Genomic DNA, 14,806 nt, shown 5'->3' with positions numbered 1-14,806 from the left:
ATAAGGTTACTATCAAAGTAGAAAAATTACTTAATAAAAATCATGAATAATTATCCTTTAATTTCTGTAGTTATCCCGACTTATGGTCGAGAGGAAGCGCTACGGGATAGTATTGTAGATGTCCTGAAACAGGACTATCCAAATTTTGAAGTTTTAGTAGTAGACCAAACCCAAACCCACCAACCAGAAATTCAAGCCTATCTGGAAGAGATGGCAGGGGTAGGTAAAATTAAATGGTTGCGCTTAGATTGGGCAAGTTTACCAGGGGCGCGAAATTATGCTATCCGACGGGCTTCTGGTGAAATAATATTATTTATTGATGATGATGTTCAGCTAACCTCTGGATTGTTAGCAGCCCATGCAAAAAATTATGTGCAAAATCCTGAAGTGGGGGCTGTCGCCGGACGGGTATTTGACAGAATGAAATTAGGTGATTCTGGAGGAGATTTACAGATTGAATATCTGCCTCCCGAAGCTATGGACCCAGGAATTGCTTGGTATCATATTGATTTAGTACATACGATAAAACCCCAGCAAGTGTTGACAGCGAGGGGTTGCAATATGTCATTTCGCCGCGAAATCTTTACTAAGTATGGGCTAAGGTTTGATGAGAGGTTTCGCGGTAGTGCAGTGCGGGAAGAGTCAGATTTTTGTTTGCGGGTGCGAAAGACGGGATATAAGATTTGGTACGACCCAGAAGCCCATTTGGTGCATTTAGGCGAAGAAACAGGGGGTTGTCATGATATTAGTATGCGATCGCTAAAATATCAACTCACCTTCTACCACAACCATTTCCTACTAGGGCTGAAAAACCTGACTGTGACTCAATCTTTGCGTTTATACGGTCGTTTATTTGACTGTCACGTTCTGGGACGACCACCTTGCCATAAAAGTGGTTCCCCCATCAAAATTGCCACTCGCGCTATTTTCTACATTTTGGGTTTTTTCAAAGCTTTGGGTAGTGTCATCCAATCATTATGGAACGATGGTCAAATTTACAGTCGATTGGATGAACAAGTTTAGTTAGGAGTTAAGAGTTACTGAAGGACAAATTACAAATGACAAATGACAAATGACAAATGACAATTACTAAATATCAATGAAAATCTTAGTTGCTAGTCACACTTATATCGTAGACCTCAACTGTGAGAAATTACGCGCTTTGTCTCAACTAGAACCGGGAGTTGAAGTGACAGTTGTAGTCCCAAAGCGCTGGAAACCAGGCGGCGTACAAAACAGAATTATTGAAACTGAATATCGTGATGAAGGCACATTTAGAATAGTTCCCGTTTCTAACTTTAGTCAAAATCATCAGGGACTCCTTACCTTTGGCGCTGATTTGATATCTTTGCTAAAACAATTTCGTCCGCAAATCATCCAAGTAGAACAAGGGTCTAGGGGGCTAGCTTATACTCAGATGATTGCTTTAAATCAGCTATTAGGACTCAATGCAAAAAATGTATTTTTTACCTGGTGGAATTTACCATATAATTTGAAATTACCAATTGCTTTATTAGAAAAATATAACCTCGATCGCAGCCACGGTATTATTTCTGGCAATCAAGACGGTGCAGAAGTTTTGCGACAACGGGGATATAAAGGGGCAATTAAAGTTATGCCGCAACTGGGCGTAGATGAAAGTTTATTTACTCCCAAAGCCCAACCAGAGTTAGCAGCTAAGTTTGGTATTGAGAAAGAAGATTTTGTAGTAGGTTTCGTTGGTAGATTTGTGCAAGAAAAGGGTTTGTTAACGCTTTTACAAGCCTTAATTGCATTGAAAAATAAACCTTGGAAATTATTGCTGCTGGGACGGGGAGAGTTACAAACTGAATTAATCAAAGTTGCAGCAGAAAACAATATTAAAGAACGGCTAATTTTGATAGAAAGCGTCCCCCATGATGAGGTTGCAAACTATATCAATTTAATGAGTACTTTAGTACTGCCTTCAGAAACAACTTATAAGTTTAAAACTTTAACTTCTGCTGGCTGGAAAGAGCAATTTGGTCATGTGCTAATTGAAGCGATGGCTTGCCAAGTACCTGTGATTGGTTCTAACTCTGGTGAAATTCCCTATGTAATTGGCGATGCTGGTTTAGTATTTCCTGAAGGTGATGCTCAAGCCCTTGCTAATTGCTTAGTTCAATTAATGGATAAACCAGATTTTGCTCACAGCCTGGGTGAAATGGGTTATCAGAAAGCAATGGTTAAATATACAAATAAAGCTTTGGCTAAACAGCAATTAGAGTTTTATCAGGATTTAGTCATTAGTCATTAATAAATAACAAATGACAAAAAAATGAAGATATTACAAATTGTCCCCTCTATTTCTCTGATTTATGGCGGGCCTAGTCAAATGGTACTAGGATTAGCTCCAGCGTTGGTAAAAGAGGGAGTGGAAGTTACAATTCTCACAACTGATAGTAATGGCGATAATGGCCAAACACCTCTGGATGTTCCTTTAAATCGCCCAATTAAACAAGATGGCTATGAAATAATTTACTTTCGTTGTGCGCCGTTTCGTCGCTACAAATTTTCCCTCGATTTATTAAATTGGCTAAAACGTCACGCTCATGAGTTTGACATAGCACATATTCATGCTCTATTTTCTCCCATAAGTAGCGCTGCTGCTATTGTGTGTCGTCAGCAAAAGCTACCTTATATTTTCCGTCCTTTGGGTACTCTCGATCCGGCTGATTTACGCAAGAAAAAGCAATTAAAACAGCTTTATGTTGCAATGATAGAACGCAAAAATTTAGCTGGTGCGGCAGCAATTCATTTTACCAGCGAGCAAGAAGCGAAAATATCAGAACGATTTGGAGTATCTACGCCAGATTTGGTGATTCCCTTGGGTGTGATTCCCCGTCAATCTTCTATGAAAAATGTATGCAGTCAGTTAAAAATACCAAAGGATGTGCCTTTAATACTGTTTATGTCACGAATTGACCCAAAAAAGGGGTTGAATTTGTTAATTCCAGCACTAGAGAAGCTGTTGGCGGTTGGTTATAAGTTTCATTTTGTCTTAGCTGGGACAAATCCTCAAGATCCAGATTACGAACAAAAGATAATATCCCAAATTCAAAATTCACCACTGCGATCGCACACTACAATTACAGGCTTTGTTACTGGTGAACTCAAAGTTAGTTTACTACAAGCTGCTGATTTATTTGTCTTGCCTTCCTACTACGAAAATTTTGGGATTGCTGTAGCTGAAGCAATGGTTGCAGGTGTACCCGTATTAATATCTGACCAAGTGCATATTTGTCAACAAATACGTGATAGCGAGTCGGGTTGGGTAGGTGCAACAGATGTCCAAGTACTGTTAGAGTTACTCCAAGAAGCTTTGCAAAATCCCGCAGAACGCCAACGACGCGGATTGAACGCCCAAAAATATGCCTTGGAGAATTTTAGCTGGGATGCGATCGCAAAGCAAACAATCCAAGCCTACCAAAAAATCCTGGTAAACAAATGAATTTAACCCAACGCAGACAACAGCAATAGATTTAGCCCAATTATGAAGATAACCGTAAAAACCAAAATATTATAATTAAGGTGAGTTTATTGACAATAAACTGTTGTCTGCAATGCGGTATAGTTTGGTGGATGTCTTGAAGAATATGCGGAGATTTTATCATGACGGCTGCCACCACGCCCCAGGTTCCTGTTGAACCCTCAATCCATTCAGCAAAACCCTGTGCGATCGTTATCTTTGGAGCAGCAGGAGATTTAACCAAGCGTCTGTTGCTTCCCGCTCTCTACAACCTAAAAGTTAACAATTTGCTGCCACAGGAATTTGCGATTATTGGAGTTGCACACACTTCAATGAGCCAAGACGATTTTCGCAGCAAACTCTCTCAAGACATCCATGAGTTCGCAACAGTTTCTGTAGAGGATCGTCTCTGGCAACCGCTTGAGCAACGATTGTACTATCTTGCAGGTGAATTTCAATCAGCTGACACTTACCATCAGTTGCAAGACTTACTCACTCAAGTCGATCGAGAATGTGGCACTCAGGGAAACTATTTGTTCTATTTGGCAACTGCCTCTAACTTCTTTTGCGATATCGTTACACAACTGGGTGCGTCAGGATTGGTGCGTGAAGACAATAATCAATGGCGGCGAGTCATCATTGAGAAACCCTTTGGACACGACTTGGATTCGGCTCGTACCCTGAACAAATCCATTAGTGCTGTCCTTGAAGAAAAACAGATATACCGCATCGATCACTATCTGGGAAAAGAGACTGTACAAAACATTCTGGTATTTCGGTTTGGTAATGGCTTGTTTGAACCGATTTGGAATCGCGAACATATCGATCGCGTACAGATTACCGTTGCCGAAACTGTTGGAGTCGAAGGCAGAGGCAATTTCTATGAAGGCACTGGGGCATTACGGGACATGGTGCAAAACCATCTGTTTCAACTGCTGGCAATGACGGCGATGGAACCGCCAATCTCGTTTTCAGCCGATGAGGTGCGTGATGAAAAGTCAAAACTATTGAAGTCCATTATTCCGTTCACTGCTGAAACTGTGCAAACTCATACTGTAAGGGGACAGTATGGTGCGGGAACGGTGAAGGATACTCAAGTGCCTGCTTATCGCTCGGAGTCACGAGTTGCATCAGACTCTACCACTGAAACTTATGCTGCCTTGAAGCTGAACATCGACAACTGGCGCTGGGCAGGGGTACCGTTTTATCTCCGAACCGGCAAGCGTCTGGCTCAACGGGTAACTGAAATTGCAATTCAATTTAAGCAAGTACCGTCATTATTGTTTCGCAATACCTCGATGGATCGCCTCACACCCAACTTTTTGACCATCCGCATTCAACCAAAGGAGGGAATTCACCTCCAATTTGGTGCAAAGGTGCCTGGCCCCGCAATGACAATGGATGCGGTGGAAATGAACTTTTGCTACAACGATCGCTTTGGCAAGATCCCAAGTACTGGCTATGAAACCTTGCTCTACGACTGTATGATTGGTGATGCGACTTTGTTTCAGCGATCTGACAACGTAGAATTGGGCTGGAAGGTCGTCAGCCCCATTCTGGAGGCTTGGGCAACTTCGTCTGAAAATTTGACAACCTACACAGCAGGCTCATGGGGGCCATTGGCAGCAGATGATTTGTTGATCCGCGATGGTTGGCAATGGCTGCCGATTCATCCATGATTCTTACTAGAGAGATTGACTTTCTTTGAAGTGGAAGGGATATTCCATTGCTTTTCTCTCATTTCTCCACTTGGATATTGACTCATTCTATAGTCATCCTTTATTTGAAACTTGTGTAAAGGTGGAAGAGAATGAAGAGTTAAATTCTCTTCTACTAATTAGTTCTGAGTTCTTACAAGCCCATTGTCAATATGCCTTCAATTAACTACAACCGCACCGATAGCCAACAGCCACAAAGCATAACTGTTAAAGGTTATGTTGTCCGTCCCGGATTACACATTCTCAGCTACGAGCAAATCAGGTTACTGCGAGAAGAAACACAGCATCATTCTCAGCTTGAACATTTAGTAAATCAAGGTGTCATCAAGTTGACTGGTTAATAGTTGCCAACAGAAAAATCCTAACTCGCTACATCTAATTACATAGTTACTAGCTGTTCTGGCTCCCTCATAGCATCCAGTTTCTCAATGAAATTAGTCAATTGCCTCGGCTGCCGACTTTTTAATTGAGAAAGGACGCTTGAGTAGCGATCGCGCACAACTGACAATATACGCAAAGCACGGTATTAGCGATAACATTGGATAGAAATTGAATGCTATCAATAAAATGCTAGATATGAAATGCCAATTCTTACTAAACGCTTTGTTCGCACAGATGAAAGTAGGTCATTGGTGGATAAGTGCCTTATTGTGGATGGCTTTAGCTACTCCAAGCAAAGCATCTGTAATCTTGCGAATTGCAATTGAGAGGGGAGTTAATCAGGTAACAGTTGGTAGTTCTACGACTGCTTTGGTTAAAGATAGTACTGGTAAGACTCTCGGAAAATTACCAGCAATGAGTTCATTTTATGCCCAAGCAGTTCCAGGGGGTGTGGCTTTAGATAAATGGCAGTCTGGTTTATTTTGGATTGAACCGACAGGTAAGGGATTTGTTTACATTGGCGAACACTGGTATCGAGGTAGAACTCTCGTTGTCCCTACAGACAAAGGACTAACGGCTGTTAACTGGGTTGATGATAAAGAATATCTCTATAGTGTTGTTGGTGGCGAAATGGATACTGAGTGGCCTGCTGAAGCTTTGAAAGCGCAAGCAGTTGCTGCCCGAACTTTTGCTCTCTATGAGCGGGAAAAACGGCGTAATAATCCTGTTTACGATTTAGGTGATAGTCCAGATCGTTGGCAGAATTATAAAGGAGTAATCAATGAAACTCCTAGTACTTATGCTGCCGTCGATGCGACTGATAAACAAGTACTAACTTATAAAGACAGTATTATTCTTTCAGTTTTTCATGATTGTTCTGGAGGACATACTGAAAATGTCGAAGATGTTTGGGGAAGCCACGAACCTTACCTGCGGGCTGTTGAAGATTACGATCAAAATGTTAGCGAGTGCAAATGGGTGAAAACTTTCTCCCCTACAGAAATTAGTGCCAGAATTTCTGGTGTAGGTAATGTTTTAGATATGATTGCACAAACCTACTCACCTTTTGGTAGTGTTAAAGTCTTAAAAATTGTTGGTGATAAAGGAACCAAATTACTACAAGGCGAAGAAGTACGTACAGCCCTGAAGATTAAAAGTACCCATTTTATCCTTACCAAAGCAGCAAATGGTAGTTTTGTACTTCAAGGACTTGGCTACGGTCATGCTTTAGGCATGAGTCAATGGGGCGCGTACAATTTAGCTAAAAGAGGAGCAAACTACCTGCAAATTTTAGGGCATTACTATCAGGGTGTAGCTTTAAGCACAATTAACCCAAAGTAACATTAAACTAATACTCCTGAGATAATTTTGGTCGATCTAGATACTGATAAACTATCCGCGAAACTTGACGGACAAACTCCCTTCCTCGTTCATCGTCATGGGGTCTAATCACAAAAATCCCTGCCAAGTAATGCTTACCATTTGGCAAACTAATAATTCCTGCATCCCCAACCAAAAATCCAATATCTCCAGTTTTATGAGCAATACTTCCACCCTTACCCACACCAGCCGCTAGCAACTTATTATTATGACAATGACGCAAGACATCTAAAACTTGGAACTGACTACTTTCTGAAATCAACTTATGTTGGTCAACCAAGGCTGACAACCTGACTAAATCTGCTGGGCTAGTGGTATTAGTACCTTTAAAGTCTCCTAACATATTGCGGATTACTGTGTTTTTTAGCCCCCAAGTATGGAAACGCTGATTGAGTTTTGCTTTCCCGCCTAGACGATCGATAATCATGTTACTAGCAGTATTATCACTGATCGTAATCATTTTGTTAACAGTTTCCATTACACTCAGCTTGATTCCTGCTCGTTTATACTGCAAGTCACCGGAACCACTCGCTACTAAGTCACGCCGCATCACTAGCTTGTCATCAAGTTTGATATTCCCAGCATCTACTTGTTCAAATAAAGCAATTAAAATCGGATATTTAATAGTACTAGCTGCCGGAAATACTTTTTCGCCATCAATATTCAAATAGTTTCCTGTTTCTATATCTAAGAAAAACATTCCCGGTTTGAGAAAACTGTAATGAGTCATTAATGCTCTCACTTGAGACTTTAACTCTGGGATTTCTTTACCTAATGGGATAGTTCCACCAAATAAAGAAGGATTATTTATATTCGTGAATATATCTGGTTGATTGAGTTGAGGAATCAAACTTTTCTGTATAGTGACTTTACTTGGAAAGTTAGTCAATAAAAACTTAAAATCTCTTGTTGACTCTAAATGACTCCGATTAGAATCGAATGTTGGAGATTTTATGCTAGCTGCTAAACTTGGTGAGGTTAGTAAGAAAGTACTAATAATAGTTAGTAAAAATCCGCGTAATTTCATAGAGTTATTTTCAGTAGGAATTTATTTTCTTCTTCGACAGCTTTTTTGGAATGATTTATGCAGAGCAATTCTAATGTGCTAACAGCATAGTTATATTTGTTTACAACGTCAATATCAGTACATCCTCTATTCACAACTCAAATACAATTACTACGTTCTTTATTTGGGAGTTTAGTAATTGACAGTTCATCTGGATTGAGCATTAAAAGATTATTACATACTTAATAGAGGAAAATATTACAAAACTATGACGAACGTGTGTTTTATTTACATGATTGCATTGAAGCCTATCTAAACCTGTTCTATAAAGTACAAGTTTTCTGAATAGAAACAAGATAAGCTGACATGAATAGGAGACTGAGCAAAACAGGGTTTTTCAACGGACTCCTCAACAAAATAAATCTTAACCAACTAAATCGGGCGGTAAGCAATCGCACTCTTGGCAATACATGAATACATAGCTATACTTTCTCTGAAGGTAAGTAGATACAAAGTCTAACTTCCAATCGGTATGGTGACTGATTATTTTGACTATTAAAGGGAACTTCACGTGATCGATAATAAGCCGAGTCTTTCGACTTCAGGAAAATTAGTTGGGTTGCTTATCTTATGTGGTAGTTTTAGTCTGATTTTAATCATCTTGAACAAAATAAATCTTTTTAAATTTCAATCAAAACAGACTCTAAATGTAAATAATATAGCGGCAGATGTAGGAACTCAACAGCGAGTTCAAGAATTCAAGACAACGATCCTGAAAAGTTGGCAGCAAGAAGCACAAGTAAAAGGTTTTTCTGACTCTATTCCATCAAGTTTTCAAGGTGCGATAATTGAGGCGGCAAAACTCTCTCCGCCTCAAAAAATAATTGCTCTCACCTTTGATGATGGCCCTTGGCCTGAAAGTACAGCAGAAGTGTTAGATATCCTGAAAAAAAACCAGATCAAAGGGACGTTTTTTGTGGTTGGGCAGAATGTCAAAAATTATCCCAACTTACTCAAGCAGGAGATTGCTGAAGGTCATGTCATTGGCAACCACACTTGGCATCACTGGTATCAATTCTTGAATCCACAAGCCGCCGCTTATGAAATTGACCACACTTCCGATCTGATTTTTCAAACTACAGGCTTAAAAACAAATTTATTTCGACCACCTGGAGGAGTGATGCATAATGGCGTTGTTGACTATGCTAGAAATAGTAAATATGCGATTATTTTGTGGTCATCTGACTCTGTAGACTATTCCCGTCCTCCTGTTCCCAAATTAATCGGTAATGTATTCAGAGAGGCAAAACCTGGCGGAATTGTGTTGATGCATGATGGCGGTGGTAATCGTTCTAAGACTGTACAAGCTTTACCAGAAATTATTGCCAACTTTCGCAATCAGGGCTATCGATTTGTTACCATCCCTGAACTATTACAAATTCAAGATAAAAGCCAAAAGTTGATCGTTAAACAAAAGTAACCCCGATTATTTTTCTGAAATTGTGTAATTGCTCCTGATGCTAACACGACTTAAAGCAAGATTAGAGTTTTAATCACGTGGTTAGCGTTGTCTTGTTTATGTAAACAGTTTATTAGTTATGACACCTTGCTATTTTATTTCTTGTATATAGGAATCATATTTGATTTTTGAAAAAATATAAGTATTTGTAGGGTGTGTTAGACGGAACGTCGTAACGCACCATCAGCTTGGGATGGTGCGTTAGCGTAGCGTAACGCACCCTACCTAAGATTTCAAAAATCAAATACTAGTCCTATAGTTTGTCAATACGTAAGTTATAAGAAGTGATGTTGCAGCGATCGCCATAGCCCTATAATCATAGGGGCACAATATTAGTATTGCACCCCTACGCATCTGGTCTATTGAATTGAAAAATGTTTCTAAATCTTAGGGATAAAGACCTCTGTCAGTCAACGCCTGGGCAACTCTACCTACTCCTAAAGTGTAAGCTGCTAACCGCAGAGAAATTTGCCGCGCCTCTGACTGGTGAATCACCTTGCGGTAGGCTTGCACCATCAAATGTTCCATTTCGCGGTTGACGCGCTCCTCATCCCAAAATACGTAGGAAAGACCCTGCACCCATTCCAAATAACTGACTACCACACCGCCAGCATTCGCCAATATATCCGGTAGAACCATCACACCCCGCGCCTCTAATGCCAAGTTAGCCTCAAGAGTAACCGGCCCGTTAGCTGCTTCTGCGACAATTTGCGCTTGCACCTGATTCACATTTTCTTGTGTAATCTGGTTTTCTAAAGCGGCTGGTATTAATACATCGCAAGGTAAAGTTAATAAATCTGCATTGCTAATTGGTACAGATTGTGGGAAACCTATAATACTCTTGCCATTTTCAGCAGCATAGATTTTCAACGCGGGAATATCAAGACCAACTTCGGAAAATATTCCCCCAGCGCCAGTTGAAACAGCGATAATTTTCGCCCCTGCTTCATATAGTAATTCAGCTGCGGCACCACCGACATTACCAAAACCCTGAATAGCTACTCGCACTCCTACTAAGGATTTACCTCGATCTGCCAACGCCTCACGCACAATAATCATCGTGCCACGTCCGGTTGCCATTTCTCGCCCCAGCGAACCACCAATCGAAAGGGGTTTTCCAGTTACAACTCCTGGTACAGCATGACCGACATTTACAGAATAAGTGTCCATCATCCAAGCCATTTCACGGGCAGAAGTCCCCATGTCTGGTGCAGGGATATCTACGGAAGGCCCAATATCTTTAATTAACTCGCTGATATAACGGCGGCTGATTCGCTCTAATTCGCCAACACTGTAATGTTTGGGATCTATAGCAATGCCACCCTTGCCACCACCATAAGGAATGCCTAACAAGGCACATTTCCAAGTCATCAACATTGCCAGAGCCGATACTTCGCGCAATGTCACAGCTGGATGGTAACGAATTCCACCCTTGTATGGGCCTAAAACATCGGAGTGCTGTACCCGATGTCCAGCGAGAACCTGTATTTCCCCATCATCTAGTTTCACGGGAATGGAAACTGTGACAACTTTACGTGGATGACTGAGAATTTCTAGCAAACCCTGATTTAAATTTAATTCTTTAGCTGCTGCTTCTAAGTAGCTACAGGCTTGGTCAAATGGGCATATATGCGCTGGAGAAGCAGGTTCTAGCGGTAGTAATGATTTTGAAATCATAAAATTTTCTCCTAATCACGGTATCTTTACGAACCGGATATCATTCTGTAACTAGCTTATCCTTTTTTTTAGCAAAATGTGAATTTTGTAGTTTTTGTTACAGTTTTATGTTTAGGGTTCTGGTATTGGAAAAAGGGTTATTTTTTAAACGCAAAGGGGCGCAGAGGGAAGCGCAGAGTTACGCAAAGAATTAGTTACAAACTTATGCAAAGCTGTATTTAGCTAAGGCGATCGCTACATTCTGCCCACCAAAGCCAAAACTCAAACATAATATCTGGTTAAGTTTACTGAGGCGTGCTGTTGTAACAATATCTAAATCAAATTCTGACTGCTGCAATCCTACACAAGGTGGTAATATTTGATGCTTTAATGCCATGAGAGAAAAAGCTACGCCTAATGCTCCCGATGCTCCTAGTGTATGGCCTGTGCTTCCTTTAGTAGAACTAATTGCCACACCTTGGGGAAACAAACGCTGGATTACCATGCTCTCCATCTGATCATTTAGCTGGGTAGCTGTGCCATGAGAATGAATATAATCAATATCATTTGGTGTCAAACAACTACGTTCTAGACATTGTTTGATAGCTGCGATCGCACTTTTGCCTTCAGGTTCTGGTGAATTACTATGATATGCGTCGTTAGTTAAGCCGAAACCGAGAATTTCACCATACACTTTTGCTTGACGCTGTTTTGCCAACTCTGCGGATTCTAAGACAAACACAGCTGCGCCTTCGCCCAAAACTAAGCCTTCTCGATGCAAATCAAAGGGATAAGCCCCAGTTTTCGCCAAAGCACCCATCTGCTGAAACCCAGCTAAAGTTAAGGGTGTAATTGGTGCTTCCACTGCACCTGCGATCGCCTGTTGACATTGCCCAGTTTGGATAAGTAAAGCTGCTTGGGCGATAGACCAAATTCCAGTCGCACAAGCTGCCATCGGTGCTAAAACTATACCTGATGCACCGATTTGTCTTGCAGCTGCGATCGCATTGATATGAGGTAATATATCTAGCCAATTTCCAAAATGAGAAACGGGCAAATTTTCCGCATCTTCATACATTAGCCGCGCCAGCCTCTCCCAAGATGCTTGATAAGAGCGACTAGATCCAATAACTACAGCGCAATCAGTTAAAGGTGGAACTAACCCAGCATCTTGCAAAGCAGAAGCAACAACCATCTGAGTTAATATTGTCAACTCAGATGGTTGTTGAGAAATCAAACCTAGAGGAAGTGGTTTTAGTTCTGGAAATGGTTGATGTAACCTAATTCCAGATTTACCTGCTAGCAGATTTTGCCAGCTATCTTCTAAGCTTCCACCCAAGGCGGAAATCAAACCAATACCAGTAACACAAACCTTAACCAATTTGGAAATTAGGGGTTAGGAGTTGGTGTTTTCAGGTTTTCAGCCCCTTGGGTGACTTTCGCGGATTCAATGCGATCGCCTTGCTGAATTTTGTTCACGACATCAAAGCCTTGAGTGACATTGCCAAACACGGCGTAGTTACCATCCAAAAAGGCTAGATCCGCCAAAGCAAAGTAAAACTGAGCAGAAGCGGAGTCTGGTGATTGCGATCGCGCCATCGCTACTGCACCCTGTTTATGGGGCAATACAACGGGTTGAGCAGTAGCATCAAATGGTTTATTGTAAATCGGAGTATCCGCACCTTTTGGCTTAACTTCTAAAGGTATATAGCGAGCATTTCCCGTTTTTGGGTCAATATAGCTACCGGTTCCTAGTTGATCTGCTGGAACTTTCGGGTCTTTGCTTTTGGGATCGCCCCCTTGAACTACAAACGGTTGGGGATCGCGCACAACTCGATGGAAAGCTAAACCATCGTAAACACCCTTTTGCACTAAATCTACGAAGTTTCCAGCTGTGATGGGGGCATCAGTGCCGTCTACTTCGATAGTAATGGGCGAACCTTTAACTGTTATTACCACAGTAGCCTTGCCTTCAAGACGTGGTAAACCAGCGATTCCAGGAACAGTCTCACTACTAGTTTGAGATACGGATGTTGCTTCAGTAGTCGTCTGGGTAGTCGAGGTAGCTGTCGAGGTTGGAGAAGACGTATTAGAAGCTACCTGCTGTGTTGAACATCCTCCAAGCATCACAGCACTGATAAGCACAAGAGAAAGCAAAAATTGTGAAATTTTTAACCGCATTGCCAGTTACTGATTTAACCAGAGTATCTTATCGTTTTCAGGGGAACTGGGGATTAGGGACTGGGTAATAGCTAATGGGGGATGAGGAAGATGGCCAAGTGTTCTATTGATTATTACCCAATTCCCAATCCCCAGTCCCCAGTCGCCAATCCCTTACAATCCTTCTAGTGACACTTCCAAAAAGCGGGCTAACTTTGCACCTTCTGTTTCTAACTCTGTTAAAGATAACGGTTGTCCAACCCGTGTTAAGGGGATATCACGCCGCCCTTTAATGCGTAGATAGAGGGCGCGACGGGGATTAAGACCTTCTTTTACGGCTATTCGCACAGATTGTACATCTTCTATGCGGCTATCTATCTCAATTCGGCGGTTTTTGCCGGGAAAACCCCAACGAAAGATTTTGATTGTGCCAGTTTCCCGATCGAATTCGTTGTAACCGCCACCTACATCCAATAAAATCACTAGCCATAGGTATGTGGCTAATAGCAAGCCAGCAGAGCCATATAACCCCATTACCAATCCTTGGGGGACAAATACCAGTTGAGTTGGATCGGAAACTATGAGTAAATTAACTTTTAAATAGCTGGATATCCCAGCCAATAAAAAGCCGCTTGCTCCCAAGGTAACGATAGTTGCCCACCAGTAGTTACTGAACCGACGAGAACCGAGAACATTTTGATGCAGGAGGCGATCGCCTTTGTTAATCGTTGTTGATGTCGTCATTGAACTACCATTGCCTGTGAGATACTCGCTGTGACATACTCGCACACTAAATGCTGCTAGACAGAACTTGACTAAATTGAAGGCTAGTCATTCAACTAAAGAACACTTTAGAGTGTCTGCTGCTTGATTATTTTACCAAACATTGTTGACAAAAACTCAGCTGCGCTCCCCCCTGCTGCTACCCATATAATTTGTTTGTTAGGGCACGTTTATCATTTTTTACTCATTGTCCGATCAAAATTCTCTCTCTCCAGCCCCCTGACTCTTTTTGACCTCTTGAGAAGGAGTTACCTACTTACGTCGATTTAGACTAAATTTTCTTACATTTCTGAGAAAACTTGTGTCAAATTGTAAAATTTCTGATATTCATATTATTTATAAGGTTCGTGTTTCATGCCTAATTTGCTTCTGTCTATCAGGCAAAAACCCTGAGTAGTATGATAAGTTAAGAATCATTAAGTTACCAGAAGCTAGATTGCTAGCCGATGGTACGTGTAATGGCATAAAGAAAGAGAAATACTGATTTCACAGGTCAGAAAATTCTCAGAATCTCAATCGCTTTTAAGCTTTTGAGATTGTCAAAAAAACGTTAATTCCTCTACGGCAGTCGGTTACATTGGCTCTCCGTACTGCCTTAGAAACGTTGCAATTTTAGTAAAAAAAGAGGATTTTAGTCCGATGACCATCGCAGTTGGACGCGCCCCCAGTAGAGGGTGGTTTGACGTTCTCGACGACTGGCTCAAGCGCGATCGCTT

Annotated in this window: 12 protein-coding genes; 7 read left to right on the top strand and 5 right to left on the bottom strand. The window is 41.3% G+C overall.

Annotated features, from left to right (window positions below):
* Positions 1 to 42 precede the first annotated feature (42 nt).
* The 6 genes from hpsN to CDG77_RS21980 all read left to right on the top strand — a co-directional run bounded on the left by hpsN (position 43) and on the right by CDG77_RS21980 (position 6,927).
* Entirely contained in the window at positions 43 to 1,023 is a 981-nt protein-coding gene (gene hpsN, locus CDG77_RS22005) for a hormogonium polysaccharide biosynthesis glycosyltransferase HpsN (RefSeq protein WP_094331461.1), read from the top strand.
* A gap of 76 nt (positions 1,024 to 1,099) precedes the next feature.
* The gene (gene hpsO, locus CDG77_RS22000) at positions 1,100 to 2,275 is read left to right on the top strand and encodes a hormogonium polysaccharide biosynthesis glycosyltransferase HpsO (RefSeq protein ID WP_094331460.1); all 1,176 of its coding nucleotides are present in this window, start codon (positions 1,100 to 1,102) and stop codon (positions 2,273 to 2,275) included.
* A 21-nt stretch (positions 2,276 to 2,296) separates the two neighbouring features.
* Positions 2,297 to 3,469: a hormogonium polysaccharide biosynthesis glycosyltransferase HpsP gene (gene hpsP, locus CDG77_RS21995; protein ID WP_094331459.1), complete on the top strand. Its 1,173-nt coding sequence runs from the start codon at positions 2,297 to 2,299 to the stop codon at positions 3,467 to 3,469.
* A 161-nt stretch (positions 3,470 to 3,630) separates the two neighbouring features.
* Positions 3,631 to 5,166 carry a glucose-6-phosphate dehydrogenase gene (gene zwf / locus CDG77_RS21990; RefSeq protein WP_094331457.1) on the top strand — a complete coding sequence of 512 codons (1,536 nt, stop codon included), beginning with the start codon at positions 3,631 to 3,633 and terminating at the stop codon, positions 5,164 to 5,166.
* Positions 5,167 to 5,357: 191 nt separating this feature from the next.
* Positions 5,358 to 5,546: a hypothetical protein gene (locus CDG77_RS21985; RefSeq protein ID WP_094331456.1), complete on the top strand. Its 189-nt coding sequence runs from the start codon at positions 5,358 to 5,360 to the stop codon at positions 5,544 to 5,546.
* Between the two features lie 235 nt (positions 5,547 to 5,781).
* Positions 5,782 to 6,927: a SpoIID/LytB domain-containing protein gene (locus CDG77_RS21980; RefSeq protein WP_094331478.1), complete on the top strand. Its 1,146-nt coding sequence runs from the start codon at positions 5,782 to 5,784 to the stop codon at positions 6,925 to 6,927.
* 7 nt (positions 6,928 to 6,934) lie between these two features.
* Here CDG77_RS21980 and CDG77_RS21975 read toward each other — a convergent pair whose 3' ends face one another.
* Entirely contained in the window at positions 6,935 to 7,993 is a 1,059-nt protein-coding gene (locus CDG77_RS21975) for a serine hydrolase (RefSeq protein WP_094331454.1), read from the bottom strand.
* Positions 7,994 to 8,642: 649 nt separating this feature from the next.
* Between CDG77_RS21975 and CDG77_RS21970 the strand changes: the two genes are divergently transcribed.
* Entirely contained in the window at positions 8,643 to 9,452 is an 810-nt protein-coding gene (locus CDG77_RS21970; RefSeq protein WP_442946435.1) for a polysaccharide deacetylase family protein, read from the top strand.
* Between the two features lie 426 nt (positions 9,453 to 9,878).
* Here the strand turns inward: CDG77_RS21970 and CDG77_RS21965 are convergent, their stop codons facing one another.
* From CDG77_RS21965 to CDG77_RS21950, 4 genes are all read right to left on the bottom strand, one after another.
* The gene (locus CDG77_RS21965; RefSeq protein ID WP_094331452.1) at positions 9,879 to 11,168 is read right to left on the bottom strand and encodes a Glu/Leu/Phe/Val family dehydrogenase; all 1,290 of its coding nucleotides are present in this window, start codon (positions 11,166 to 11,168) and stop codon (positions 9,879 to 9,881) included.
* 202 nt (positions 11,169 to 11,370) lie between these two features.
* Positions 11,371 to 12,528: a beta-ketoacyl-ACP synthase gene (locus CDG77_RS21960; protein ID WP_094331451.1), complete on the bottom strand. Its 1,158-nt coding sequence runs from the start codon at positions 12,526 to 12,528 to the stop codon at positions 11,371 to 11,373.
* 8 nt (positions 12,529 to 12,536) lie between these two features.
* Positions 12,537 to 13,328: a peptidylprolyl isomerase gene (locus tag CDG77_RS21955; RefSeq protein WP_094331450.1), complete on the bottom strand. Its 792-nt coding sequence runs from the start codon at positions 13,326 to 13,328 to the stop codon at positions 12,537 to 12,539.
* 153 nt (positions 13,329 to 13,481) lie between these two features.
* Entirely contained in the window at positions 13,482 to 14,051 is a 570-nt protein-coding gene (locus CDG77_RS21950; protein ID WP_094331449.1) for a photosystem I assembly protein Ycf4, read from the bottom strand.
* Positions 14,052 to 14,806: the final 755 nt, after the last annotated feature.

Source organism: Nostoc sp. 'Peltigera membranacea cyanobiont' 213 (assembly GCF_002245975.1).
GTDB lineage: Bacteria > Cyanobacteriota > Cyanobacteriia > Cyanobacteriales > Nostocaceae > Nostoc.
Note: the sequence above shows the minus strand (reverse complement) of the source record. Positions and strands in the feature narration are given on the sequence as shown.

What these genes read in the sequence shown, in the direction of transcription:
- hpsN (WP_094331461.1), top strand. Translation starts at nt 43, where the DNA reads ATGAATAATTATCCTTTAATTTCTGTAGTTATCCCGACTTATGGTCGA.
- hpsO (WP_094331460.1), top strand. Translation starts at nt 1,100, where the DNA reads ATGAAAATCTTAGTTGCTAGTCACACTTATATCGTAGACCTCAACTGT.
- hpsP (WP_094331459.1), top strand. Translation starts at nt 2,297, where the DNA reads ATGAAGATATTACAAATTGTCCCCTCTATTTCTCTGATTTATGGCGGG.
- zwf (WP_094331457.1), top strand. Translation starts at nt 3,631, where the DNA reads ATGACGGCTGCCACCACGCCCCAGGTTCCTGTTGAACCCTCAATCCAT.
- CDG77_RS21985 (WP_094331456.1), top strand. Translation starts at nt 5,358, where the DNA reads ATGCCTTCAATTAACTACAACCGCACCGATAGCCAACAGCCACAAAGC.
- CDG77_RS21980 (WP_094331478.1), top strand. Translation starts at nt 5,782, where the DNA reads ATGAAATGCCAATTCTTACTAAACGCTTTGTTCGCACAGATGAAAGTA.
- CDG77_RS21975 (WP_094331454.1), bottom strand. Translation starts at nt 7,993, where the DNA reads ATGAAATTACGCGGATTTTTACTAACTATTATTAGTACTTTCTTACTA.
- CDG77_RS21965 (WP_094331452.1), bottom strand. Translation starts at nt 11,168, where the DNA reads ATGATTTCAAAATCATTACTACCGCTAGAACCTGCTTCTCCAGCGCAT.
- CDG77_RS21955 (WP_094331450.1), bottom strand. Translation starts at nt 13,328, where the DNA reads ATGCGGTTAAAAATTTCACAATTTTTGCTTTCTCTTGTGCTTATCAGT.
- CDG77_RS21950 (WP_094331449.1), bottom strand. Translation starts at nt 14,051, where the DNA reads ATGACGACATCAACAACGATTAACAAAGGCGATCGCCTCCTGCATCAA.